General features: G+C 68.4%; 24 protein-coding genes. 13 read left to right on the top strand and 11 right to left on the bottom strand.

Annotated features, from left to right (window positions below):
• Positions 1-53: 53 nt before the first annotated feature.
• The 3 genes from ACXC9Q_RS09075 to ACXC9Q_RS09065 are packed head-to-tail and all read right to left on the bottom strand — an operon-like array spanning position 54 to position 1,910.
• On the bottom strand, positions 54-539 hold the full coding sequence (locus ACXC9Q_RS09075) for a GNAT family N-acetyltransferase (RefSeq protein WP_457056040.1): 486 nt from the start codon (positions 537-539) through the stop codon (positions 54-56).
• On the bottom strand, positions 536-1,558 hold the full coding sequence (locus tag ACXC9Q_RS09070; protein ID WP_457056039.1) for a M48 family metallopeptidase: 1,023 nt from the start codon (positions 1,556-1,558) through the stop codon (positions 536-538). Before ACXC9Q_RS09070 ends, ACXC9Q_RS09075 begins: the two co-directional genes overlap by 4 nt.
• 19 nt (positions 1,559-1,577) lie before the next feature.
• Complete coding sequence (locus tag ACXC9Q_RS09065) at positions 1,578-1,910, bottom strand: hypothetical protein (RefSeq protein WP_457056038.1); 333 nt, start codon at positions 1,908-1,910, stop codon at positions 1,578-1,580.
• A gap of 81 nt (positions 1,911-1,991) precedes the next feature.
• Between ACXC9Q_RS09065 and cds1 the strand changes: the two genes are divergently transcribed.
• Positions 1,992-3,116 carry an L-cysteine desulfhydrase Cds1 gene (cds1, locus tag ACXC9Q_RS09060; protein WP_457056037.1) on the top strand — a complete coding sequence of 375 codons (1,125 nt, stop codon included), beginning with the start codon at positions 1,992-1,994 and terminating at the stop codon, positions 3,114-3,116.
• A gap of 18 nt (positions 3,117-3,134) precedes the next feature.
• On the opposite strand, the gene ACXC9Q_RS09055 is transcribed toward cds1, so the two are convergent.
• Together ACXC9Q_RS09055 and ACXC9Q_RS09050 are read right to left on the bottom strand one after the other, a co-directional pair.
• Positions 3,135-4,289 (bottom strand): hypothetical protein, encoded by a 1,155-nt coding sequence (locus tag ACXC9Q_RS09055; protein ID WP_457056036.1) that lies wholly within the window; start codon positions 4,287-4,289, stop codon positions 3,135-3,137.
• A 176-nt stretch (positions 4,290-4,465) separates the two neighbouring features.
• Complete coding sequence (locus tag ACXC9Q_RS09050; RefSeq protein ID WP_457056035.1) at positions 4,466-5,338, bottom strand: 1,4-dihydroxy-2-naphthoate polyprenyltransferase; 873 nt, start codon at positions 5,336-5,338, stop codon at positions 4,466-4,468.
• 63 nt (positions 5,339-5,401) lie between these two features.
• Between ACXC9Q_RS09050 and menE the strand changes: the two genes are divergently transcribed.
• From menE to menD, 3 genes are read left to right on the top strand one after another with little or no spacing between them, the layout of a single operon-like run.
• The gene (gene menE, locus ACXC9Q_RS09045; RefSeq protein ID WP_457056034.1) at positions 5,402-6,493 is read left to right on the top strand and encodes an o-succinylbenzoate--CoA ligase; all 1,092 of its coding nucleotides are present in this window, start codon (positions 5,402-5,404) and stop codon (positions 6,491-6,493) included.
• Complete coding sequence (locus ACXC9Q_RS09040; protein ID WP_457056033.1) at positions 6,490-7,422, top strand: o-succinylbenzoate synthase; 933 nt, start codon at positions 6,490-6,492, stop codon at positions 7,420-7,422. Before menE ends, ACXC9Q_RS09040 begins: the two co-directional genes overlap by 4 nt.
• Positions 7,419-9,059, top strand: a complete 1,641-nt coding sequence (gene menD, locus ACXC9Q_RS09035; protein ID WP_457056032.1) for a 2-succinyl-5-enolpyruvyl-6-hydroxy-3-cyclohexene-1-carboxylic-acid synthase — start codon at positions 7,419-7,421, stop codon at positions 9,057-9,059. The genes ACXC9Q_RS09040 and menD overlap by 4 nt, the downstream gene beginning before the upstream one ends.
• On the opposite strand, the gene mptB is transcribed toward menD, so the two are convergent.
• From mptB to ACXC9Q_RS09015, 4 genes are all read right to left on the bottom strand, one after another.
• A complete protein-coding gene (mptB, locus tag ACXC9Q_RS09030; protein WP_457056031.1) occupies positions 9,046-10,488 on the bottom strand; it encodes a polyprenol phosphomannose-dependent alpha 1,6 mannosyltransferase MptB in 1,443 nt (480 codons plus the stop codon). The genes menD and mptB overlap by 14 nt on opposite strands.
• Positions 10,489-10,537: 49 nt before the next feature.
• Positions 10,538-11,338, bottom strand: a complete 801-nt coding sequence (locus ACXC9Q_RS09025) for an ABC transporter permease (protein ID WP_457056030.1) — start codon at positions 11,336-11,338, stop codon at positions 10,538-10,540.
• The gene (locus tag ACXC9Q_RS09020; protein ID WP_457056029.1) at positions 11,335-12,336 is read right to left on the bottom strand and encodes an ATP-binding cassette domain-containing protein; all 1,002 of its coding nucleotides are present in this window, start codon (positions 12,334-12,336) and stop codon (positions 11,335-11,337) included. Before ACXC9Q_RS09020 ends, ACXC9Q_RS09025 begins: the two co-directional genes overlap by 4 nt.
• Positions 12,337-12,734: 398 nt before the next feature.
• Positions 12,735-13,364: a PadR family transcriptional regulator gene (locus ACXC9Q_RS09015; RefSeq protein WP_457056028.1), complete on the bottom strand. Its 630-nt coding sequence runs from the start codon at positions 13,362-13,364 to the stop codon at positions 12,735-12,737.
• A gap of 95 nt (positions 13,365-13,459) precedes the next feature.
• On the opposite strand from ACXC9Q_RS09015, the gene ACXC9Q_RS09010 reads away from it, so the two are divergent.
• Both ACXC9Q_RS09010 and ACXC9Q_RS09005 read left to right on the top strand, forming a co-directional pair.
• On the top strand, positions 13,460-14,287 hold the full coding sequence (locus ACXC9Q_RS09010; protein WP_457056027.1) for a GNAT family N-acetyltransferase: 828 nt from the start codon (positions 13,460-13,462) through the stop codon (positions 14,285-14,287).
• Between the two features lie 67 nt (positions 14,288-14,354).
• Positions 14,355-15,119, top strand: a complete 765-nt coding sequence (locus tag ACXC9Q_RS09005) for a GNAT family N-acetyltransferase (RefSeq protein WP_457056026.1) — start codon at positions 14,355-14,357, stop codon at positions 15,117-15,119.
• On the opposite strand, the gene ACXC9Q_RS09000 is transcribed toward ACXC9Q_RS09005, so the two are convergent.
• The gene (locus ACXC9Q_RS09000) at positions 15,112-15,729 is read right to left on the bottom strand and encodes an MBL fold metallo-hydrolase (protein WP_457056025.1); all 618 of its coding nucleotides are present in this window, start codon (positions 15,727-15,729) and stop codon (positions 15,112-15,114) included. The genes ACXC9Q_RS09005 and ACXC9Q_RS09000 overlap by 8 nt on opposite strands.
• Before the next feature lie 2 nt (positions 15,730-15,731).
• Positions 15,732-17,003, bottom strand: a complete 1,272-nt coding sequence (locus ACXC9Q_RS08995) for an isochorismate synthase (protein WP_457056024.1) — start codon at positions 17,001-17,003, stop codon at positions 15,732-15,734.
• Positions 17,004-17,310: 307 nt separating this feature from the next.
• Here ACXC9Q_RS08995 and ACXC9Q_RS08990 point away from each other — a divergent pair, with 307 nt between their 5' ends.
• The 7 genes from ACXC9Q_RS08990 (at position 17,311) to nuoE (ending at position 23,298) form a co-directional block, all read left to right on the top strand.
• Positions 17,311-18,009 (top strand): demethylmenaquinone methyltransferase, encoded by a 699-nt coding sequence (locus ACXC9Q_RS08990; RefSeq protein WP_457056023.1) that lies wholly within the window; start codon positions 17,311-17,313, stop codon positions 18,007-18,009.
• A 164-nt stretch (positions 18,010-18,173) separates the two neighbouring features.
• Positions 18,174-19,487 carry a geranylgeranyl reductase family protein gene (locus ACXC9Q_RS08985; RefSeq protein WP_457056022.1) on the top strand — a complete coding sequence of 438 codons (1,314 nt, stop codon included), beginning with the start codon at positions 18,174-18,176 and terminating at the stop codon, positions 19,485-19,487.
• Between the two features lie 105 nt (positions 19,488-19,592).
• Positions 19,593-19,952 (top strand): NADH-quinone oxidoreductase subunit A, encoded by a 360-nt coding sequence (locus ACXC9Q_RS08980; protein WP_132147066.1) that lies wholly within the window; start codon positions 19,593-19,595, stop codon positions 19,950-19,952.
• A 3-nt stretch (positions 19,953-19,955) separates the two neighbouring features.
• Positions 19,956-20,510 (top strand): NuoB/complex I 20 kDa subunit family protein, encoded by a 555-nt coding sequence (locus ACXC9Q_RS08975; RefSeq protein ID WP_457056021.1) that lies wholly within the window; start codon positions 19,956-19,958, stop codon positions 20,508-20,510.
• A complete protein-coding gene (locus ACXC9Q_RS08970; protein WP_457056020.1) occupies positions 20,507-21,214 on the top strand; it encodes an NADH-quinone oxidoreductase subunit C in 708 nt (235 codons plus the stop codon). Before ACXC9Q_RS08975 ends, ACXC9Q_RS08970 begins: the two co-directional genes overlap by 4 nt.
• Positions 21,214-22,566 (top strand): NADH-quinone oxidoreductase subunit D, encoded by a 1,353-nt coding sequence (locus ACXC9Q_RS08965; RefSeq protein WP_457056019.1) that lies wholly within the window; start codon positions 21,214-21,216, stop codon positions 22,564-22,566. The genes ACXC9Q_RS08970 and ACXC9Q_RS08965 overlap by 1 nt, the downstream gene beginning before the upstream one ends.
• The gene (nuoE, locus tag ACXC9Q_RS08960; RefSeq protein WP_457056018.1) at positions 22,567-23,298 is read left to right on the top strand and encodes an NADH-quinone oxidoreductase subunit NuoE; all 732 of its coding nucleotides are present in this window, start codon (positions 22,567-22,569) and stop codon (positions 23,296-23,298) included. It begins immediately after the preceding gene.
• Position 23,299: the final 1 nt, after the last annotated feature.

Genomic DNA, 23,299 nt, shown 5'->3' with positions numbered 1-23,299 from the left:
CCGAAGGGCCCGCTTCCCGGGAGGGGGAAGCGGGCCCTTCGTCGTACCCGGGGTCAGAGCGCCTTGCGCATCACGATCTCGCGGTGGATACCGTCCGGCATCAGGTCGCCCAGCTCGTCGGTGTCGGTGAAACCGCTTCGCAGGTAGAGGTTGTGCGCCGGGTCGTTGCCGTCGACAACCGACAGCTTCAGGACCCGGGCGCCGGTATCACGGGCCCAGTCCTCGATCGCGGTCATCAGAGCGTCACCGACACCCTGGCCGCGGCCGGCCGGGGCGATCCACATCGACACGAGTTCGGCGACCTCGGGCTCCTCGGCATGGAATCCGCCGGCCATGCCGACCGGCGTACCCTCGAGCGAGGCGATCAGCTGATACGCGTCGGGCACGCTGAGCCGCTCACGCCAGCGGTCCTCCGGCGCGTCCGCCCAGTCCGCGAGCTGGGAGCCGAACGCGTACGGCGCTTCCGTCAGTGCGGCCAGCCGGAGTTCGCGCCAGAGCTTCCAGTCGTCCGGCCCGATGTCTTGTAGCTCGATCATCATCCGCGCGGCGGTGGGAACTTGGAGGAGACCCAGTCGCGGACGCCGCCCAGGCCGTCGCCCATGTCCCGCACCAGCTTGGCCAGCGGGTCCTGGGAGCGGTTGAAGGCGTCGGTGTAGGACTTGGCTGCGTTCTTCGCCTCCTGGGACATGGACGCCGTGGCGTCGTCCTGGCGCTTCGGGTAGTTGCCGGAGACGATCGTCGTGTACTCGCCGTCGTCGACCCAGCGCCGCAGCTCGTGCGCGCGGATCACGGCCATCGGGTGCGTCTGCGCCTCGAGCAGCAGCAGCTTCAGCACGCTGTCGCGCAGGTCGCCGGCGCTCTCGTACTCCGTTCCCTGCGCCAGGAAGGCCGTGGTGTCGAGCTCGCCGAGCTGGCCGCCGCTGGCCAGCTTCATCTGGACGCGGAGCGCGACCGCCGGGTCCTGGACCGCAAGCAGGCCGGCCCGGTCGCCGGACAGCTCGGCCTTGCGGGACCACTCGTGCAGGGCGGCTATGATCGCGCGGAGGCCCAGCGCGCCGATCGGCATCCAGTTGATCGCGCCGGTCAGCCGCATCAGCCACAGCAGCAGCGACTGGTAGAGCGCGTGCCCGCTCTGTGCGTGGCCGAGCTCGTGACCGAGGATGAACCGCAGCTCCTCCTCGTCCAGGCCCTGCAGCAGGGCGCTGTTCACCACGATGAACGGCCTGTCCATGCCGATCGTGACGGCGTTCCAGATCGGGCTGTTGGTCACGTACAACTCGGGTAGCTGCCGGACGTCGAGCGTCGTACCTGCCTCGGTGAAGAGCCGGTGCACGTCCGGGAACTGCCGCTCGTCGACCCGGATCGCCCCGCCGAGGAACTGCAGCCGGAAGGCCCGCTCGTTGATCATCCCGGACATCTTCCGCAGGACGTAGTCGAAGCCCTTCAGCTGCCGCAGGGCCACCAGCGCGCCGCGGTCCGCCGGGTGCTCCCACGCCCGCGAACTGATGTCGGTCAGCGTCGTCCGCTGCCGCGTCGGCCGAACCTCGTTCTCGCTCATCGCTCCCCCTGCCGGGTCGTCATGTTCCCCAACCTAGCTCGCCGCCGGGTCGCCGGGTCCTGGGATTGAGTGCCCACGCGAGCAGCAGCGGGAGCGGCCAGCTGAGCGGGATCGACCACCACGAGAGGTGCAGGTAGAGGAAGGCGACCACGCTCCCCAGCGTGAGCGCGGTGCCCCATAACCAGTACCAGAACGCGTTCCATCCGCGGTGCTGCCCGCCGCGCCGGTGTCCGACCGCGGCGAGCGTGGCGGTCGCGGGCAGAGCTGTCAGTACGCCGAAGCCGATGACGACCACCGCGATCAGCACCACGTCACCGGTGGAGAAGTGCGGCTCGAATCCCAGGGGCACCATGGGTCCCATCCTTTCGGCGGGAGCGGTGATTGCTGAGCGTAGGAATACTCAAATCGCGCTGTACGCCCTAGCCTGGCCCGCATGAGTGAGGTTGCCGGGGTGTGTCGTGAGGTGGATCGCCGGGACGACAAGGCGCGGGCCTGGGTCTCGGAGGCGATCCGGATCGTGGACGCGGACGCGAACCGCAGCGCGGACACCCACCTGCACGTGTTCCCGATGCCGGACGGCACCGGCGTGGACCTGTACCTGAAAGACGAGTCCGTGCACCCGACCGGCTCGCTCAAGCACCGGCTGGCTCGCTCGCTGTTCCTGTATGCGCTGTGCAACGGCTGGATCCACGAGGGCACCACGGTGATCGAGGCGTCCAGCGGCTCGACCGCGGTCAGCGAGGCGTACTTCGCCCGCCTGCTCGGCCTGCCGTTCGTCGCGGTGATGCCGCGCTCGACCAGCCCGGAGAAGGTCGAGCTGATCGAGTTCTACGGCGGCCGCTGCCACTTCGTCGAGCGGTCCGGCCAGATCTACGGCGAGGCCAAGCGGCTGGCCGAGGAGACCGGCGGCCACTACATGGACCAGTTCACGTACGCGGAGCGCGCCACCGACTGGCGGGGCAACAACAACATCGCCGAGTCGATCTTCGGTCAGCTGAAGCTCGAGCAGCACCCGATCCCGGCCTGGGTCGTGGTCGGCGCCGGCACGGGCGGTACGTCGGCCACCATCGGCCGCTACGTCCGCTACCAGCGCTACGACACCTCGGTCGCGGTGGTGGACCCCGAGAACTCGGCCTTCTTCCCCGCCTTCGAGGCCGGTGATCACGACTTCTCCACCGGCCGCCCGTCCCGGATCGAGGGCATCGGCCGGCCCCGTGTCGAGCCGTCCTTCGTGCTCGGCGTGGTCGACCGGATGATCTCGGTCCCCGACGCCGCCTCGATCGCCGCCATGCGCTTCTGCTCCCGCGTCACCGGCCGCCTGGTGGGTGGCTCGACCGGCACCAACCTCTGGGGCTCGCTGCGGCTGGCCGCGGAGATGCGCCGTACCGGGGTCCGCGGCAGCATCGTCACGCTCCTCTGCGACAGCGGCGAACGCTACGGCAATACGTACTACGACGATGCCTGGCTACGCACGAGCGGCATCGACATCACGCCGTACATGACAACCCTGGAAGCCTTCGCAGCCACCGGCCGCTGGAGCGAGCCCGAGCAGGTGTAGGGGGTAACCCACGCGTGCCTACAGGTAGTCCGCCTGGTGTCGCGCTCGGGACCGGGCGAGGTAGGTAGCCAACTCGACTCGCCCGCCGTCGTGGTCGTCGTCGCCGTCCAAAATGCCTTGGAGATAGATGCGATTCGCCATGCCCTCGAGCACAGCCTCCCTGACCTCTTCGGGCTGATTGGCGATGAATCCATGGACGGTCCGCAGCCGAAGATCGGCCCGCTTGGCTCTTCGTGATTCACGATGATTGACGGACCCGCGGCGGAAGCAGAGACAGGCGAGCCCGATTGCTGTGAGGGCGATCGCGAGCCTCGTCAAGGTGATGGTCGTCGATGACAGGACATTTGAATCCGAGCTGAAGTAGTGGGCCAGGAGGATGACCAGCGGAACCCCGCCGACGGCAAGTCCCAACAAATCCCAGGTCCAACCCGCGAACGCCTTGTTGCGCGCATTCTCTCCGTAGCTGTCGGCGACCGCCTGTTGAGTAAGCGCGGTCAAGACATTCGCGCCCTGAGATCGCATCTCGGTCAAGCTGGCCAAGTCTCGACTTGCTCCGAGTACGGCCGTCATGAGCGTTTCCTCAAGCTCATCGAGGTTCTCCCGATAAGTCTGCGTTGTCGCCGAGATCTGCAGCTCCAGCGAATCCTTGATCTCCTTCTCCAGTTCTCCCTTGTACTGGGTGATCGTGACGGCGACGGCCTGACGAATTTCCTCCACCTGGCGAAGGAGCTGATCTCGATCTGCTTGGAGAGCTTCGAGCGAAACTTTCATCGAGGCTTCGTACTGTGAGTGTGCCTTCCGCGCGACTTGCCCGGCACCTTTCGGACTCAGCGGCGGCCAGGTTCCCAGGTGCTCGAGCACAGCGTCGATGCCATCAGCGGCAGTCCGCAGGTGAGGTGCGAACCCGTCGGGATCCCGTGCGTACTGAGAGAGGTGGTCCTGCACGTTTGCCGCGATATGAATGTGGACATTGTCCAGCATGCGCGTCGAGTAGCGTCGCGGGTCTTCCTGCCGATGCGCATTGATTGTCTCGACCAGCCAGTGCAGGCGCGACAGCGAATCCGCCAACTCCACATCATCCGGCAGCGCGAGGCCATTGAGTTCGCCAGTGATCTGATTGATCAGCGCCCAGAGCGGATGATTGTTGAATCTGGTCTCCCAAATCGACCCCATGATCCCCCTACAGACGTGATGCCAGGATGCGCTCCTGACCCAAACACGTCAACGCGTGCACGTCCCGGGTATCGACAAAGCGTGTGCAATCGTTACCCACTGTAGGAATGGAACCGCGCGGTCTCGGAACAATACGCGACAGGCTGCCCCGTCGAGGCCGCCCCGGGTGGCAGACGCTAGCCGCCGAGGGCGAGGCCGATGGCCAATCCGATGGCGTAGAGGAGTTCGGTCAGGCCGGTGTTCTTGAGGACTGGGATGAGGGCTGGGCCGACGGCGTCGCTGACGACCACTCGGACTGCCTTGACGGCGAGAGGTAGCGCGATGAAGGCCAGCAGGGTCCATGGGGTTGCGATCGCCGAGACGGCCGCGAGGACGAATGCCAGTGCGACGAGGGCGGCGTACAGGCGGCGTGAGCGGGAAGCGCCCAGGACTACGGCCAGGGTGCGTTTGCCGGTGGTGGTGTCGGTGGGGATGTCGCGGAGGTTGTTGGCGACCAGGAGAGCGCAGGCGATGGAGCCGACGGCGACCGCACCGGCGACCGCTGTCCAGCTCAGCGTCTCGGCCTGCACGTAGGTGGTGCCGAGCACGGCGACCAGTCCGAAGAAGACGAAGACGCTGACCTCACCCAGCGCGCGGTACCCGTACGGCCGCTTGCCGCCGGTGTAGAACCACGCTCCGATCAGTGAGGCCGCGCCGGCGACCAGTAGCCACCAGTTGGAGGTGGCGCACAGGATCACTCCGAGTACGGCGCCCACGCCGAAGCAGGTGAACGCTGCGGTCTTCACCTGTCCCGGAGTGGCGACCTTGGAGCCGACCAGACGCAGTGGGCCGACCCGGTTCTCGTCCGTGCCGCGGATGCCGTCGCTGTAGTCGTTGGCGTAGTTGACCCCGATCTGGAGGGCCAGAGCGACGCCGAGGGCGAGCAGTGCCTTCCACCAGACGAAGCCGTCCAGGTACGCCGCCGCACCGGTTCCGACGAGGACAGGGGAGATCGCGGCGGGCAGCGTGCGTGGGCGCGCGCCTTCGATCCACTGGGCAGGGGTGGCCATGACCGTCGATTGTGTCAGCCACTCGGTCGGCGCCCGCAACGAGGGCCGTACGCTCGGACTGACATGTCTACCTTGCGCCTGGTCCCCGGTACGCCGGATGCCGTGTTGTCCGCGCTCACCGGCGTACTGGACGGCAGCGGTACGCCGTTCGCACCGGTGCCGTCCGATCCGGCGGCGGCCGCCCGTGTCCGGCAGGCTGCGGCGCCGGATGAGCCGCTGGAGGACGACTGTGCGGTGGTGCTGACCACCTCCGGGTCGTCCGGTGAGCCCAAGGGTGTGCTGCTCTCCCGAGAGGCCTTGCTCGCCTCCGCGGTCGCCACCCACGACCGCCTCGGCGGACCGGGCCAGTGGCTGCTCCCGATGAAGCCGTACTTCGTCGGCGGCCTGCAGATCCTCACCCGCTCGGTGGTGGCCGGCCTGGCACCGGTGATGCTCGGCGAGAGCTTCACCGCGAGCGCCAAGGCGATGACCGGGGCCCGGCGCTACACGGCGATGGTGCCGACCCAGCTGGCGCGCTATCTGGACACGGACCTGGACGCATTGCGGTCGTTCGACGCGATCGTCATCGGTGGCGCCTCCACACCGGCACCTCTGAAGGCCCGAGCGGCGGAGGCCGGCGTCACCGCGATCCCGGCGTACGGCATGACCGAGACGGGCAGCGGATGTGTGTACGCCGGGGAGCCGCTGGACGGGACGTGGATCGATTTGGACGACGGGCGGATCCTGATCAAGGGCAGCACACTGTTCTCCGGGTACCGGCTGCGGCCGGAGCTCACCGCGGAGGTGCTGCGGGACGGATGGTTCCGGACCCAGGACCGCGGCGAGTTCGTGAACGGCCGGCTGCGAGTGGTCGGTCGGGTGGATGACGTGGTGATCTCGGGCGGGGTGAACGTCACGCTGACGACTGTGCAGGCGCGATTGCTCGAGCACCCCGAGGTCAAGGACGCCGTCGTACTGGGTGTGCCCGATGCGGAGTGGGGGACGCGCGTGGTCGCGTTCGTCGTGGGCGAGCCGGGTCGGGACGAGGTGCGGGATTTCGTGGCGGAGGTGCTGCCGCGGACCTGGGCGCCGCGGGACGTGATCCGGCTGGACGCGCTGCCGATGCTTGCCTCGGGCAAGGTTGATCGCCAGGCGCTGCTGGAGGGCCTGCGGTGATCACGTACTCGATCGGGCTGAAGAACAAGTTCCGCGGCATCACCGTCCGCGAGGGCATGCTGTTCGAGGGACCCGCGGGCTGGGCCGAGTGGAGCCCGTTCCTGGAGTACGACGACGCGACCTGCGTGGCATGGTTGCGGGCGGCGCGTGAGGCGGCTGTCGAAGGGTGGCCGGCACCGGTGCGGGACGTCGTACCGGTGAACTGCACTGTGCCGGCGGTCGGCCCGGTGAAGGCGGCGGAGATCGTGAGAGCGTCCGGCTGTGGCACTGCGAAGGTGAAGGTGGCCGAGCCGGGCCAGACACTCGCGGACGATGTGGAGCGCCTCGAAGCGGTCCGGGACGCCATCGGATCGGGCCGGGTGCGGATCGACGCCAACGGTGCGTGGTCGGTCGACGAGGCCGTGCGGTGCCTCAAGGAACTCGAGCGCTTCGACCTGGAGTACGTCGAGCAGCCGTGCGCGACCGTGGAGGAGTTGGCTGCGGTCCGGCGTCGCACCGACGTGCTGGTTGCGGCGGACGAGTCGATCCGCCGGGCAGAAGACCCCTTGCTGGTCAAGAAGCTGGACGCGGCGGACATCGCAGTTCTGAAGGTGCAGCCCATCGGTGGAGTCCGTGCGTGCTTGGAGATCGCTGAGCAGATCGGACTGCCCGTCGTGGTGTCGTCCGCCCTCGAGACCTCAGTAGGGATCGCCGCCGGCGTCGCCCTCGCCGCTGCGCTGCCGGAACTGCCCTACGCCTGCGGGCTGGCCACAGTGTCGATGTTCACGCAAGAGGTCGTGGCTGAGCCGCTGCTGCCGGTGGACGGCTTGCTGTCGGTGAAGCGCGTGCAGCCGGACCCAGCACTGCTGGAAGCGGCCCGCGCATCAGAGTCCAGGACCGCGGTGTGGGAAGAGCGGATGACCCGAGTGCAGAAGAGGAGTGCCGGATGAACCCGTCCACAGCGTTCGCGACGGTGGTCGTCGACGAGCTGATCCGGAACGGCGTCCGCGAGGCCGTTGTGGCTCCGGGCTCGCGGAGCGCCCCCCTGGCGTTGGCCTTCGCCGCTGCGGACCGGGACGGCAGGCTCCGGCTACACGTCCGGATCGACGAGCGTACGGCGGGATTCCTAGCCATCGGCCTGATCCGGGGGACCGGCCTGCCAGTGCCCGTGGTGACAACGTCCGGTACTGCGGTGGCCAACCTGCACCCGGCTGTGCTCGAGGCGTCGCACAGCGGACTGCCGTTGATCGTGCTGAGCGCGGACCGGCCGCCGGCGTTGCGGGGCAGCGGCGCCAACCAGACGACAGACCAGCTGAAGGTGTTCGGCTCCGCGGTCCGGCTGTTCCACGAGATGGGTACGCCGGTCCGCGAGATCGGTCAGGTCGCGTATTGGCGCTCACAGGTCGCACGGGCCGTGGCCAACGCAGTGGGCGCACGGTCTGCCGATCCGGGGCCGGTGCAGCTCAACTGCCCGTTGTCGGAGCCACTGGTGCCGACGGACGGTCCTGAGTGGCCGGAGTCGCTGTCTGGACGCAGTACTGGGCCGTGGACCGCCGTGCATGCCGCAGCCGGGCCGCCGTCGGCGGTGGCGCCGGGCCCGAAGACCGTGGTGGTCGCCGGTGACGGCGCGTCGCAGGCCGCGCGGTTGGTGGCCGAGGCGGGGCACTGGCCGTTGTTCGCTGAGCCGTCCAGCCGGGCCCGGATCGGTCCCTCGGTGATCTCGGCGTACCGCTTGTTGCTGCAGGCAAGCTCTATGGCGGATGAGATCGAGCGGGTGCTGGTGTTCGGGCACCCGACGCTGTCGCGGCCGATCTCCAAGTTGCTGGCCCGGCCGGATATCGAGGTGGTCGTGGTCTCGCCGACCGGGCTGTGGCCGGATCCGGCCCGCCGGGCGAAGGCCGTCGTCACCGGGCTGGAGGTCACCGCGGCCGATGCAACCAACTGGTTGGATAGATGGCAGCAGGCGGACCAGCTGGCGCGTCCGGCGATCGACAAGGTCCTCGCCGACACCCTGAGCGGACCGCGCGTCGCGGCGATCGTCGGCGAGGCGGTCGGTGCCGACGGCATGCTCGTGGTCGCCTCGTCGAACCCGGTGCGCGACCTCGATCTCGCCCCGGTCGTCCCGATCCGGACCATCGCCAACCGCGGCCTGGCCGGGATCGACGGCACCGTCTCGACCGCGATCGGCGCCGCGCTGGCGAACGCCGGCCCGACGCACGCGCTGATCGGCGACCTGGCGTTCCTGCACGACAGCAATGGGCTCGTCATCGGTCCCGACGAAGCCCGGCCCGACCTGCGCATCGTGGTCGTGAACGACAACGGCGGCGGCATCTTCTCCACCCTCGAGCAGGGCGACCCGACCCACTCGACCCATTTCGAGCGCGTCTTCGGCACTCCGCACAACGTGGACCTCGCCGCGCTCTGCGCCGCCACGGGTACGCCGTACCAGCTGGTGGAGACGCCCGACGCACTCCGAGCTGCGCTCTCGCCGACGGTCGCCGGTTTGGACGTTGTCGAAGCGCGCATTCCGCGCAGCAGTCATCGGCCTCTGAACGAGGCTCTCGTGGCCGCGCTCAGCCAGTCGTAACCGGGCTGCTGGGTGGCACCTCCGCCGTCGCCACCTTCCGCGCCGGATGCAGCGTGCGGAGGTGGTTGAGCAATGGCAGGACCGAGGCGATCACGAGCGCTGTCGTGGTGAGGATCGGGATCGTTGCGCCGCGCAAGGACGAGTTGAGTGGCGCGGCGATGGTGAAGATGAGGCTGACCGCGGTCATGGTCGTGATCAGCCGGCGACCGGGTCGGGCGACGGCCAGGAACGGCAGACACCACAGGAAGTACCAGTCGTGCGCGCTCGGACCCAGCAGGACCACGGCCAGCAGTGCGATGCCCACAGCCCGGGCGGCGTGGTGGATGGACGAGCGCAGGCTCAGTGCGGCGATCAGACTGAGCGCGACCACCATTCCGAACAGGCGGACGATCTGCAGCGCCTGTTGAGCCGCTGAGTCGTCGCCTAACCACTGCAGTACGCCGGACGCCGCCATGCCGATCAGGTTGGCGATGGAGAACGGCGAGCGGACCAGTCCCGGTACGTCGAGCGCACCCATCCAGCCCGAGCCCACGCCGGTCAGTTCGCCGATGGTGACGAGGGTGAGCACCGAGACTGCTCCCGCAATCGCCAGACTGGCGAACCGCAGTGCCCGTCCGGCCAGCGGGCTCATCACCGCGGCGATAGCGATCACCACTAGCCCGCCCGGCAGTTTCACCGCAGCCGCAGCACCCGCTACGACGGCCGCCGTACCCCATCGGCCCCTGAGGGCCAGAGCGAACGCACTGCAGGCCAGTCCGAGCATTAGTACGTCGTTGTGGGCGGCCCCGATGCCATGGGTGATCAGCATCGGGTTCAGCACCACCAGCCAGGTCGCGAAGGTCGGATCCACGCGGCAGGCGGTCGCGAGCCGCGGTACGGCCCAGGCGATCAGCACGATGCCCAGTACGGCGAGGAGCCGGTGAGCCAGCATCAGGATGTACGGGTCCATGGTCAGGTGCGCGACCAGACCGCCGTACGCGAGGGGCAGTGGACCGTATGGCGCGGGTATCTGCATCCACATCGGGTCGACTGCCTCGACGATGTGGCCGGACAGTACGCCAGGGCCTACGTCGTACGGGTTGTAGCCCTCGGCGACTAATGCGCCTTGCGCCGCGTAGCTCCAGGCGTCGCGGCTGAACAGTGGCGGGATGAGAAGCAGCGGTGCACTCCAGTACGCCGCCATCCGCAGCAGCGGCGCCCGTTGCCCGGTCATGACCTGGCGGCCCACGGTCAGCCAGGCCCAGGCCATCAAGCCGAGCCCAGCCACCATGAACGTCAGTCCGACCATCCGGCCGGGCAGGGAGTGCCGCAGGCCGCCGGTGATCGGCAGGGCGGCGACCCAGGAGGAAGGCGGCACCACCGACGTCACCAGACTCGCCAGGGCGACTACGACGGAGCCGACGACCCCACGGACCATCGGCGAGCGCATGGCCGGACGCTAACCCGGCCATGCAACCCGCCGATGAACAACGGCTTACCTAAGCGGATTCCTTGCGGAAGGTTCGCGCACCAACCGCCAGGCCGATGACTGTCAGCAGGACCACCCAGAAGAGGCCCCACAGCGATGCGCTGCTGCTGATGTCGCCGCGAAACAGAGCCCGGACGCCGGTCACGACATGCTTGAGCGGGCTGATGTCGGACAGCCGCTGCAACCAGGTCGGCCCGATCTGCATCGGCAGCAGGATGCCGGACAGTAGTAGCAACGGCATGGCGATCCCGTTCAGCAGCGGGGCCAATGCGTCCTCGCTCTTGGTGATGAGCGCCACCGAGTACGACAGCGAGGCGAACGTCGCGCCGAGCAAGGCGACGACCACCAGCGACAGCAGTACGCCGTCCCACGGGGCGCGCAGGCCGAGCGGGAGAGCGGCGAGCAGCAGCAGGATCGACTGGACCACGAGTACGACGACATCGCGCAGTACTCGCCCGGCCATCAGGGCGATCCGGGACGCAGGGGTGACGCGGTCGGCCTCGATCACGCCGGCCCGGTACTCCGCGATCAGGCCGAAGCCGACGAACATCGCGCCGAACATGCCGAGCTGGACGATCAGGCCGGGGATGAACACCTGGTAGGCGTTCGTGGTCGTGCCCTGGCTGATCTGTGCGGTGATCGGCTTCAGCAGCGGGCCGAACAGGAACAGGTACATCAGCGGCTGGCTGAGCATCAGGATGGACCACATCGGGTTGCGCAGCGACAACCGCATCGCCCGGTGGAACACGATCCAGGTCTCGCGGAGCACGTTGCCGGGGTAGTGGAGTCGGGTCAGGGCTTGCGCGGTCATGCCACGGCCTCCTTCTCTGCGTCCTTCTCAGGTGCGGGCGCAGGGGCGTCCTCGTCCCGCAGGGAGCGACCGGTCATGGTCAGGAACACGTCGTCCAGGGTCGGACGGTGCACCTCGACGCCATGCAGCTCGATGCCCTGGGCATCGATCGAGCGGAGCAGGCCGGGCAGCACCGAACCACCCTGGGGGATCCGGAAGCCGACTACGTCGCCGTCGGTCTCGACCTCGACCGCGCCCTGGAGATCGGCCGCGATCTTGCTCACCGCGGGAGCCTGAGTGGCGTCGGCCAGGCTGAGCCGGACCGCGTCGCCGGAGACCTGCTGCTTCAGTACCTCCGGGGTGCCGGAGGCAACGATCTTGCCATGGTCGATGACCAGGATCCGGTCGCAGAGCGCGTCCGCCTCGTCCAGGTAGTGCGTGGTGAGGAAGATCGTCGCGCCGCGGTCGCGCAGGCCGCGGATGTGCTCCCACAGGTTCGCGCGCGCCTGCGGGTCGAGGCCGGTGGTCGGCTCGTCCAGGAAGATCAGCTTCGGATCGTGGACCAGCCCCATCACGATGTCCAGCCGGCGCCGCTGGCCGCCGGACAGCGTCTTGCACTGCCGCCGCCACAGGCCGGGCAGGTCGAGCTCCTCGAACAGCCGTTGCCCGTCCGCGATCGCCTTGGCCTTCGGTACGCCGTACAGGCGGGCGTGGTCGACGACCTCGTCACCGGCGACCGCCTCGGGCAGCGTCGACCCGCTCTGCGGCACGTAACCGATGCCGCGGCGGACGCCGACCGGATCCCTGGCCAGGTCGCAGCCGGCCACCGTCGCGGTCCCGCTGGTCGGCGTGATCAGGGTCGCCAGCATCCGCAGCGTGGTGGTCTTGCCGGCCCCGTTCGGGCCAAGAAAGCCGACGATCTCCCCGTCGGCGACATTCAGGTCTACCCCCTGCACGGCCTGCACCGGCCCGCGCTTGGTCTTGAAGGTGCGGACAAGTCCGCGAGCTTCGATCATCATCCCGCCAGTCTGGAATACTCAACCTTGACTAGTCAATGTTGATTAAGTCCGGGATCTTCCCCCGCGTGCTACGCAGTCGCTCCTCCGTCGCGCTGGCTACGCGCGCTCCCGCCCGCCCGACCCACCTTCGCGGGCCGCCGCCCGCGGTCGACTGCCAGGTCGATCCACCAGCGCTGGCCAGTCGTCGAGTCGTGTATCGAGGTGCGTCCGCTGGCGGGGATGTGCCGCCGAGTCGTGGATCCGGGTGCGAATCGACGGCGTGTCGGCAACCGCGATCCACGAATCAAGGCTGGCCGGCTCAGCTCGGTTGTTCCGGACGGGGGTCTCGCGGGCGGACTCTAGCCACGCGGTCGATCGCGCGACGTAGGAGCGGCGTGGGGGGAGGCTCGCGGGCGGGGTTATTCGGTGGGTGGGTCGGGGATTTCGCCCCAGTGGGTGACCATGCCGGGGTACGGTTTCCAGTCGGCTGGTTCGCCGGCGAAGGCGTAGGCGCCGTCGAGGACCCGGCGGCGGAAGCTGCGGGTCCATTCGAGTTCGCCGTTGTCGCGGGCGGTGCTGATGCGAAACATCTCCACCACGTGGTTCGGCGTACCGGGGTCCTCCTCGATCTGGCGCTCCGCGAACGGCTCGGCCTTCAGGCGTTGCTCGATCTGCACGATCCGCGCCTCGAGCGCGGCCAGCACCTCGTCCCGCCGTAGCGACCACAGGAAGCTCAGCGCCGCCTGCATCCGGTCCGGGTGGAAGCCGTCCACGGTCCACAGCATCTGCCGCAGCAGCGAGAAGTACTCCGTCTCACCGTCGGTCGTCAGCTTGTACGACGTACGCCCGGGTCGGTGGGCGCCGTCCTGCTCGAGCTCCTGCAGGTACCCGTGCTTGGCCAGGGTGCGGAGACCGGTGTAGACCGAGCCGGGGTTGATGTTCGCCCAGTCCTGCACGTTCCAGGTGAGCAGCTCGCGGCGCAGCTGGTAGCCATAGGCCGGCTGAAAGATCCGCACGACCCCGAGCAACAGCAACCGCGTGGTGGACATGTTCGCAGTTTAAGCCTCGCTCCGCGGCGGCCGGCGCGGAGCGAGGCTGAAAATCCGGGCGACGCAACAAGCTCGAAGGCGTACTCTCCGGGGGCATGGACGTGCGTGTGACGAGCGACCCGCGGGCTTTCGAGCGGACGGTGTTCCCTTTCCTGCAACAGGATCCGGTGCTGCACACGATCATCATGAGCAACGTCCACGAGCGCGCGAACGGGACCGCCCGCGCCGAGGACGAGCCGTCATACTTCGTCTCTGTCCACGACGGCGACGTGGTCGGCGTCGCGATGCGGACCCCGGGCCGCGGGGTGTACCTCGGCGCGCTGCGGGAGGACCTCGCGGAGGTGATTGCCGATGCGTACGTCGACGTACTGCTGGAGCTGAGCGGTGTCGCGGGGGATCGCCCGGCCGCCCGGCGGTTCGCGGCGCGGTGGTGCGAGCGGCGGGGTGGTCAGGCGACCGAGACGAAGGGGACCCGGCTGCACAAGCTGGGCGAACTCACGCCGCTGCCGGCGGACGGGGGCAGTCCGCGGCCGATGCGCGCGGACGAGGTCGACCTGGTCAGCGGCTGGGGGATCGACGGGTTCGCCGAGGAGCTGGGGTCCGGCTACCGGGAGTGGGCGGAGCGGCAGCTGCGGCAGCAGACCCTGTGGATCTGGGCGGCGGACGGTGAGCCGGTGAGCATGGTCGGCTACCACCTACCGATCTTCGGGGTCTGCCGGGTCGGGCCGGTCTACACCCCACCCGAGCGGCGGCGGCACGGGTACGCCGGAGCCCTGACCAGTCACGTCTCCGCCGAAATCCTTGCGCAGGGCAACCAAGCCTGCCTGTACACCGACCTCGCCAACCCGACCTCGAACAAGATCTATCACCAGGCCGGTTACCGCCCGCTGGCCGACTTCGTCGATGTGGAGTTCACCGCATGATCGTCCGCACCACCAGTGATCCGGCCGCGTTCAAGGACCTCGCTTTCCCTTCCTGCAACGCGATCCGGTGCTCAACACCGGCATCCTGAGCAACACCGCCGACCGGATCCGCGGCATCCTGAACGATCCGGAGCCGCCGGTGTTCGTCTCGGTGCACGACGGTGACGAGGTCGTCGGCACAGCCCTGAGTACGGCGTTGCGCGGTATCAACCTGGGCAGTCTGCCGACCGCGCTGGTGCCGCTCGTGGTCGACGTGCTGGCCGAGGCAGCACCGCGGGCCAGCGGAGTCGCGGGCTCAGCGGACGCCGGGCGTTTGTTCGCCGAGCTGTACTCAGCGCGGACCGGCCGAAGCTACCGCGAGGCCGAACGTTTTCGACTTCACAAGCTCGAGGAGTTCGTCGAGCAGAAGGCCGACGGCGCGCCGCGGCCGGCGACCGAGGCCGACCTGACCGTCCTCACTCCGATGGTCGGCGCCTTTCGCGCCGACGTCGGCCACCCTGGCGAAGGTGTCGCGGAAGACCGCCGCTGGCTGGAGCAACGGATCGCGCGAGAACGCCTGTGGGTGTGGGAGGACAACGACCGCATCGTCAGCATGGTCGGCCACCAAAGCCCCGCCTTCGGCGCGGTCCGCGTCGGTCCGGTCTACACCCCACCGGACTTCCGCGGCCACGGCTACGCCGGCGCCCTGACCGCCGAGGTGACCCGTCGCCTGCACGAAGCAGGCGATCAGGTCTGCCTCTACACCGACCTCGCCAACCCCACCTCGAACAAGATCTACGCGGCGATCGGCTACCGCCCCGTCCAGGACTTCGTCGGTTACGCCTTCAGTTGATCTCGGTCGACTCGCCGGGGGCGAGGCCGAGGAAGGGGCGTTCGTCGGAGGTGAGGAACCGGGGGAACATGCCGAGCCCGATCGGGCTCAGCAGGGCGTCGTGGATGCCGACGAGCTGCTCGGACTTCACCGAGCGCGCGTACTCGACCGCCGGCGGGAGCGAGAACCACGGGCCGGAGATCGGGACCAGGTTGGTGTGGACGGCGCGATTGGGCTGGGTGAAGGAATCACCGGGGTGGTAGACGGCGTCGTCGATCAGGAAGCCGATGTTCTCGCACGGAACGCCCCACTCGGGCAGGATCACCGCGTGGTCCTTGCCATAGGCACTGATCGAGAAGCCGGCCGTCTCGAACGACTGCCCGCCGGCGATCACGTGCACCCGGTCGCCCAGCTCGGTCAGCTGCGCGGCGACACCCGCGTTCGTGTAGACGGGGACGTCGAGCGCCTGGACCCGCTCGATGTCCAGGTGGTCCTGGTGTTCGTGCGTGACCAGGATCGCGTCGGCGCGCTCGAAGGCGGCCGCCTCGCTGAAGGTGCCCGGATCGACCAGCAGGACCTTGCCGTCCTTCTCCAGCCGGACACAGGCATGTGCGAACTTCGTGAGCTTCACTCTCAGTCTCCCAACGCATCTCTCATCGGAACCAGCTTGGCGTTCGTCTCGGCCAGCTCGGCCTCTGGGTTGGAGCCCGCCACGATCCCGGCGCCGGCGAAGAGCCGCATCCGGCGTGGGTCGTCGGGGTCGGCCTGACCACAGCGCAGCGCGATGCACCATTCGCCGTCCCCGGCCGCGTCCATCCAGCCGACCGGTCCGCTGAACCGGCCGCGCTGCATGCCCTCGACCTCACCGATCAGGTCGCGCGCGACGGGTGTCGGCGTACCGCAGATCGCGGCGGACGGGTGCAGCGCGGCGGCCAGGCCGAGCGCGTTCGCGCCGTTCGCGGCGACGCCGGCGACGTCGGTGGCCAGATGCATCACGTTCGGCAGGTGCAGGACGAACGGCGTCTCGGGCACGTTCATCGACTTGCAGTGCGGCTTGAGCGCGTCGGCCACCGACCGTACGGCGTACTCGTGCTCCTCCAGGTCCTTGCTGGACCGAGCCAGCGACGCGGCCAGCGCCAGGTCGTGCGCGTCGTCGCCGGTACGGCGGATGGTCCCGGCCAGCACGCGGGACGTGATCAGGCCCTTCTCCCGCCGGACCAGCAGCTCGGGCGTGGCGCCGATCAGCCCGTCGACGGAGAACGTCCAGCAGTTCGGGTACGACGTCGACAGCCGGCGCAACGGCCAGCGCAGGTCGATCGGCTGCGCGGCGATCGCGATCAGGTCGCGGGCCAGCACCACCTTGTCCAGCTCGCCGGCGGTGATCCGCTGCACCGCGTCCGCGACGATGCTCGACCAGTCCGTGCCGGACCGGGCCCCGTCCGCGAACGTCACGTCGTACACCGGGGACGGCTCGTTGGTGACCAGGTCGGGAAGTGCGGGCAACGAGCTGGCGAGCGAGATCGTGGTCACCCAGGTGGTTCCGCCGCGGCGGCCGACGATCACCTCGGGGACGACCAGCTCACTCGGGTCCTGATCGGTGAAGCCGAAGGACCCGAAGCAGACCAGTCCCGAACCTGGTACGCCGACCTCGTCGCGGATCACCGCGGCCGCGGTCAGCTCGTTCCACCAGTCCACAGCCTCCTGGAAGCGGTTGCCACCGGCAACGTCGAGCCGGGCGGCGACGCCCCAGCCGACCTGACCGTCGCCACGTCGTACCCAGGCCAGTCCGCCGTCGGGCGGAAGGTGGTCCATCAGCTGCGCCGACACTCCGTCGGCGGGCTGGCTGCGGATCACTAGATGGGGAGCGGGCTGATGACCGGATCGGACCGGGTCAGACAAGGCCACAGAACCCCTCCTCGCTCGCGCTCCGGCCCCGGATCACGATGGCCGGCCGCCTCCTGAGGGCGTGTGTCTCCATCCCACGCCTACTGCGCGGCACTCGGCACGGCACCTCGCCGCACTGGCGCAAAGGCCACGATGCTCCGCATCGAGACCTTCGCTCCAGCACGCCGATGCACCGCACCGAGCACCTGCTCGCTACGGCGTGGGATGGAGACACACGCCCTGGAGATGCACTCACGAGATGCAAGCGTATGCCTGTCCGATGTCCAGCGAATTTCGGTGCCTCTCAGCCCCGTGATGAACTAGACATGTGACCCGCGCAGATCTCAGCAAGGAACCGCATGCCGTGGCGGCCATGTTCGACAACGTGGCCGAGGGGTACGACCGGACCAACGCGGTGGCGACGATGGGTCTGGAGAAGCTGCACTGGCGGCCGGAGACCTTCAAGGAGATCGCCCCGCGCAAGGGGCTGAAGATCCTCGACCTGGCCGCCGGGACCGGCGCGTCCAGCATCAAGCTGCGCGAGGCCGGCGCCGAGGTGGTGTCGTGCGACTTCTCGGTCGGCATGCTCCGGGTCGGCAAGCGCCGCTACCCCGAGCTCGACCTGATCGCCGGGGACGCGCTGCGGCTCCCGTTCGCCGACGACACGTTCGACGTGGTGACGATCTCGTGGGCGCTACGGAACGTGAACGACGTCACGGTCGCGCTGCGCGAGATGCTCCGGGTGACCCGGCCGGGCGGGCGGCTCGTCGTACTGGAGAACTCGCATCCGACCTGGAAGCCGTTCCGGGTCGCCTACCTGGAGTACATGATGCGTGCCGTGCCGGTAGTCGCGAAGGCGGTGTCGACGAACCCCGAGGCCTACGAGTACCTGGCCGAGTCGGTCCGCGCCTGGCCGGCCCAGGAACCGCTGGCCCGCACCATCGAGGATGCCGGCTGGACCCGGGTCCAGTGGCGCAACCTGACCGGTGGTCTGGTCGCCATCCACCGCGCGGTGAAGCCGGTCTAAATTTCGCAAGGAAAACCGCGCGTAAATCGGTTGCTACCAAGGGATTCCGGGCCGGTTTCGTGTCGAAGTCAGGCAGTTCTAGACTGTCGGATGACGAGCATTCGTGAATCGCTTCACGAGCGCGTCGGAAGGTACAGCCCCCCAACTTCCAGGCCGGGATCGAGATGAGCCAGAGCGTGCCGAACGGGCAGCAGGCGGAGACCGCTGATGTGATCGTCGTCGGCGCCGGACCCGCAGGCTCGGCCGCGGCGTACCACCTGGCCAATGCCGGACTCGACGTCCTGTTGCTGGAGAAGACCGCGTTCCCGCGGGAGAAGGTCTGCGGCGACGGGCTCACCCCGCGGGGCACCAAGCAGCTCATCAACATGGGCATCGACATCTCCGAAGAGGCCGGCTGGATCCGCAACTACGGCCTCCGCATCCAGGGCGCCGGGCACCAGTTGCAACTGGACTGGCCGGACCTGGCCAGCCACCCGAACTACGGCCTGACCCGGAACCGGATGGACTTCGACGACATGCTCGCCCGGCAGGCCGTGAAGGCCGGGGCGCGGCTGCGCGAGCGGACCAACGTGGGTGCCCCGATCCTGGACGACCGCGGCTTCATCGTCGGCGTCACCGCGAAGCCGGTCGACGACAACGGCCGCCGGGCGGGCGCCGACGTGGAGTTCCGGGCGCCGCTGGTGATGGCCGCCGACGGCAACTCGTCGCGGCTCAGCATCGCGATGGGTCTGCACAAGCGCGACGACCGGCCGATGGGTGTCGCCGTACGGACGTACTTCACCAGCCCGCGGACCGACGACGACTACCTCGAGTCGTGGCTCGAGCTGTGGGCCGACGACCCCAAGCAGCCGGGCCAGCGGGTGCTGCTGCCCGGGTACGGCTGGATCTTCGGGATGGGTGACGGCACGGTCAACGTCGGGCTCGGCATCCTGAACACCTCCGACGCGTTCGGCAAGGTCGACTACGCCGACCTGCTGAAGCAGTGGCTGAGGAACACGCCGGAGGAGTGGCAGTTCCGCGACGAGTTCCAGACCATCCCGATTCGTGGGGCGGCGCTGCCGATGGGCTTCAACCGGCAGCCGCACTACACCCGCGGACTCATGCTGCTGGGTGATGCCGGCGGCATGGTCAACCCGTTCAATGGCGAAGGCATCCCGTACGCGATGGAGTCCGGGGCGTTCGCCGCCGAGGTCGCCGCCCAGGCCCTGCACCGGCAGCCGAACCAGCGGGAGCGCGCGTTGTCGGCGTACCCGAAGGCGCTGAAGCAGGAGTACGGCGGTTATTACACGCTCGGCCGGATCTTCGTGAAGCTGATCGGAAATCCGGAGGTGATGCGGCTGTGCACGAAGTACGGTCTGCCGCGCACCACTTTGATGAAGTTCACCTTGAAGTTGCTGGCCAACCTCACCGACCCGCGCGACGGCGACGTGATGGACAAGATCATCAACGGTTTGACCAAGCTCGCACCGGCGGCCTGACCGGCGGGGCGAGTGAGCTGACCCACAGCGGTACTGATAACACAGTGCTGTTCCGAAACACAGACAGACAAGACCACCGGCTGAAGGAGAGGGAGCACGAGAACGATGCACCCTTACGTACCGATCCTCGTTCTCGGTGTGCTCGCGGCGATCTTCGTGGCGGGCACTCTGGTGACGAGCGCGCTGGTCGGACCCAAGCGCTACAACCGGGCCAAGCTCGACTCCTACGAGTGTGGGATCGAGCCGACCCCGCAGCCGGTCGGTGGCGGGCGGTTCCCGGTCAAGTACTACATCACCGCGATGCTCTTCATCGTGTTCGACATCGAGATCATCTTCCTCTACCCCTGGGCGGTCGCCTTCGACCAGATGGCGCTGTTCGGGCTGATCGAGATGGTCATCTTCATCGTCACCGTCTTCGTCGCGTACGCCTACGTGTGGCGTCGTGGCGGACTGGAGTGGGACTGAATCATGGGTGTTGAGGAACAGCTTCCGGCCGGCGTACTGCTGACCACGATCGAGGGCCTGTCCGGCTACATGCGGAAGGCCTCGTTGTGGCCGGCAACCTTCGGGCTCGCCTGCTGCGCGATCGAGATGATGACGACGGGTGCGCCGCGGTACGACGCCGCCCGGTTCGGCATGGAGGTCTTCCGGGCGTCGCCGCGGCAGGCCGACCTGATGATCGTGGCCGGCCGGGTGAGCCAGAAGATGGCCCCGGTACTGCGCCAGATCTACGACCAGATGCCGAACCCGAAGTGGGTGCTGGCGATGGGTGTCTGCGCGTCCTCCGGCGGCATGTTCAACAACTACGCGATCGTGCAGGGCGTGGACCACGTCGTACCGGTCGACATGTACCTGCCCGGCTGCCCGCCGCGGCCGGAGATGCTGCTGGACGCGTTCCTGAAGCTGCACGACCAGATCCAGCACAGCAAGCTCGGCGCCAACAAGCGGGCCGAGCTGCAGGAGCGTGAGGTGGCCGCACTGGCCGCCGCGCCCACGATCGAGATGAAGGGGCTTCTCCGGTGAGCGACACGCAACCCGAGAACCTTCCGGCGACATCTGCGGCCGGTGACGCTCAGACCCCGGCGGCCGAGGTAGTGGACCAGCGCGAGGGCATGTTCGGTGTCCGCGGCACCGGTGACACCTCCGGCTTCGGCGGCCTGCGCCGCCAGGTCGCACTGCCCGGCGGTACGCCGAAGCCGTACGGCTCGTGGTTCGACGGCGCGACCGAGCGGCTCGAGGGCCTGGCCGGCGACGGTGCGATCGAGAAGGTCGTGGTCGACCGCAGCGAGCTGACCCTGCACGTCAAGCGCGAGCATCTGGTCGATGTCTGCCGGCACCTGCGCGACGACGAGGCGCTGCGGTTCGAGTTCTGCTCCGGTGTCAGCGGGGTGCACTACCCGCACGAGACCGGCCGCGAACTGCACGCCGTCTACCACCTGCTGTCGATCACCCACAACCGCCGGATCCGGCTGGAGGTGTCGGCGCCCGACAGCGACCCGCACATCCCGTCCATCGTCTCGGTCTACCCGGCCAACGACTGGCACGAGCGCGAGACCTGGGACTTCTTCGGCATCGTCTTCGACGGTCACCCGGCGCTGACCCGGATCCAGATGCCCGACGACTGGCCGGGTCACCCGCAACGCAAGGACTACCCGCTCGGCGGGATCGACGTCGAGTACAAGGGCGCCGTCATCCCACCGCCCGACACGCGGAGGTCGTACAACTGATGACCCAAACACAATCGACACCGTCAGATCCCTACGCGACCACTCGCGACACCACCGAGGGCAAGGTCTTCACCGTCACCGGTCAGGACTGGGACGCGGTCGTGGCCGGCCTCGGCGACGAGCCCGAAGAGCGCATCGTCGTCAACATGGGCCCGCAGCACCCGTCCACCCACGGCGTACTCCGGCTGATCCTCGAGATCGAGGGCGAGACGGTGACCGAGGCTCGCTGCGGCATCGGCTACCTGCACACCGGTATCGAGAAGAACATGGAGTTCCGCTCCTGGGTGCAGGGCGTCACGTTCTGCACCCGGATGGACTACCTGTCGCCGTTCTACAACGAGGCGGCGTACAGCATCGCGGTCGAGCGGCTGCTCGGGATCGAGGACCAGATCCCGGAGAAGGCGAACGTGATGCGGGTGCTCCTGATGGAGCTGAACCGGATCTCCAGCCACCTGGTCGCGATCGCGACCGGCGGGATGGAGATCGGCGCGCTGACCGTGATGACGATCGGCTTCCGCGAGCGGGAGATGACGCTCGACCTGTTCGAGCTGATCACCGGCCTGCGGATGAACCACGCGTTCATCCGGCCGGGCGGTGTCGCCCAGGACCTGCCGCCGGGTGCGCTGGACACGATCCGCGAGTACATCACCTGGATGAACAAGCACCTGCCCGAGTACGCCGAGCTCTGCAACGCGAACCCGATCTTCAAGGCCCGGCTGCAGAACGTCGGGTACCTGGATCTGGCCGGCTGCATGGCGCTGGGCATCAGCGGCCCGCCGCTGCGTTCGACCGGCTACGCGATGGACCTGCGCAAGTCCCAGCCGTACTGCGGCTACGAGACGTACGACTTCGACGTACCCACCTGGGACTCCGCGGACTCGTACGGACGGTTCCGGGTCCGGCTGCAGGAGATGCACGAGTCGCTGAAGATCGTCGAGCAGTGCGCCGACCGGCTGGCGAAGATGGAAGGCGAGCCGGTGATGGTGGCCGACAAGAAGATCGGCTGGCCGAGCCAGCTGGCCGTCGGCTCCGACGGGATGGGCAACTCCCTCGACCACATCAAGCACATCATGGGCGAGTCGATGGAAGCGCTGATCCATCACTTCAAGCTGGTCACCGAGGGCTTCCGGGTGCCGGCCGGCCAGGCGTACGTCGCCCTCGAGTCGCCGCGTGGTGAGCTCGGCTGCCACCTGGTCTCCGACGGCGGCACCAAGCCGTACCGGGCGCACTTCCGTGACCCGTCCTTCGCAAACCTGCAGGCGATGCCGATCATGTGCGAGGGCGCACAGGTCGCCGACGTGATCGTCGCCGTCGCCAGCCTTGACCCGGTGATGGGTGGAGTGGACCGATAGATGGCCGAGAACCACGCGACCGCAACCGACAAGCCGGTGCCGTACAGCACCGGTGACTCGAAGATCACCGACGCCACGATCGCGGAGATGCGCGAGATCATGGCGCGGTACCCGCAAGCCCGGTCGGCGCTGCTGCCGATGCTGCACCTGGTGCAGTCGGTGGAGGGCCGGGTCACCCCGGAGGGCATCGAGATCTGCGCCGACCTGCTCGACCTGACCGGCGCCGAGGTGTCTGCGGTGGCGACCTTCTACACGATGTACAAGCGCCGCCCGGTCGGCGACTACCACGTCGGGGTCTGCACCAACACGCTCTGCGCCGTGATGGGTGGCGACCTGATCTTCGACCGGCTCAAGCAGCACCTCGACGTCGGCAACGACGAGACCACCGAGGACGGCAAGATCACCCTCGAGCACCTGGAGTGCAACGCCGCCTGCGACTACGCGCCGGTGATGATGGTGAACTGGGAGTTCTTCGACGACATGACGCCGGAGTCGGCCACCCAGCTGGTCGACGACCTGCGCGAGGGCAACGAGGTGAAGTCGCCGCGCGGTGCGACGATCTGCACCTGGCGCGAGGCCGAGCGAGTGCTGGCCGGCTTCCCCGACGGTCGTGCCGACGAGGGCCCGACCGGCGGCAAGGCGACGCTGGCCGGGCTCCGGCTGGCCCGCGAGCGCAACTGGACCGCTCCGGGGCAGCCGTCCCGGACCGACCGGACCCAGAAGGAGGACTGAC

The sequence above is a fragment of the Kribbella sp. CWNU-51 genome, assembly GCF_054073265.1.
Note: the sequence above shows the minus strand (reverse complement) of the source record. Positions and strands in the feature narration are given on the sequence as shown.

Coding starts and splice junctions, on each gene's coding strand:
- ACXC9Q_RS08980 (WP_132147066.1), top strand. CDS start 19,593: ATGCACCCTTACGTACCGATCCTCGTTCTCGGTGTGCTCGCGGCGATC.
- ACXC9Q_RS09015 (WP_457056028.1), bottom strand. CDS start 13,364: ATGTCCACCACGCGGTTGCTGTTGCTCGGGGTCGTGCGGATCTTTCAG.
- ACXC9Q_RS08965 (WP_457056019.1), top strand. CDS start 21,214: ATGACCCAAACACAATCGACACCGTCAGATCCCTACGCGACCACTCGC.
- ACXC9Q_RS08975 (WP_457056021.1), top strand. CDS start 19,956: ATGGGTGTTGAGGAACAGCTTCCGGCCGGCGTACTGCTGACCACGATC.
- ACXC9Q_RS09020 (WP_457056029.1), bottom strand. CDS start 12,336: ATGATGATCGAAGCTCGCGGACTTGTCCGCACCTTCAAGACCAAGCGC.
- ACXC9Q_RS09070 (WP_457056039.1), bottom strand. CDS start 1,558: ATGAGCGAGAACGAGGTTCGGCCGACGCGGCAGCGGACGACGCTGACC.
- ACXC9Q_RS09025 (WP_457056030.1), bottom strand. CDS start 11,338: ATGACCGCGCAAGCCCTGACCCGACTCCACTACCCCGGCAACGTGCTC.
- cds1 (WP_457056037.1), top strand. CDS start 1,992: ATGAGTGAGGTTGCCGGGGTGTGTCGTGAGGTGGATCGCCGGGACGAC.
- ACXC9Q_RS09055 (WP_457056036.1), bottom strand. CDS start 4,289: ATGGGGTCGATTTGGGAGACCAGATTCAACAATCATCCGCTCTGGGCG.
- menD (WP_457056032.1), top strand. CDS start 7,419: ATGAACCCGTCCACAGCGTTCGCGACGGTGGTCGTCGACGAGCTGATC.
- ACXC9Q_RS09075 (WP_457056040.1), bottom strand. CDS start 539: ATGATGATCGAGCTACAAGACATCGGGCCGGACGACTGGAAGCTCTGG.
- ACXC9Q_RS09050 (WP_457056035.1), bottom strand. CDS start 5,338: ATGGCCACCCCTGCCCAGTGGATCGAAGGCGCGCGCCCACGCACGCTG.
- menE (WP_457056034.1), top strand. CDS start 5,402: ATGTCTACCTTGCGCCTGGTCCCCGGTACGCCGGATGCCGTGTTGTCC.
- nuoE (WP_457056018.1), top strand. CDS start 22,567: ATGGCCGAGAACCACGCGACCGCAACCGACAAGCCGGTGCCGTACAGC.
- ACXC9Q_RS09065 (WP_457056038.1), bottom strand. CDS start 1,910: ATGGTGCCCCTGGGATTCGAGCCGCACTTCTCCACCGGTGACGTGGTG.
- mptB (WP_457056031.1), bottom strand. CDS start 10,488: ATGCGCTCGCCGATGGTCCGTGGGGTCGTCGGCTCCGTCGTAGTCGCC.
- ACXC9Q_RS09010 (WP_457056027.1), top strand. CDS start 13,460: ATGGACGTGCGTGTGACGAGCGACCCGCGGGCTTTCGAGCGGACGGTG.
- ACXC9Q_RS08985 (WP_457056022.1), top strand. CDS start 18,174: ATGAGCCAGAGCGTGCCGAACGGGCAGCAGGCGGAGACCGCTGATGTG.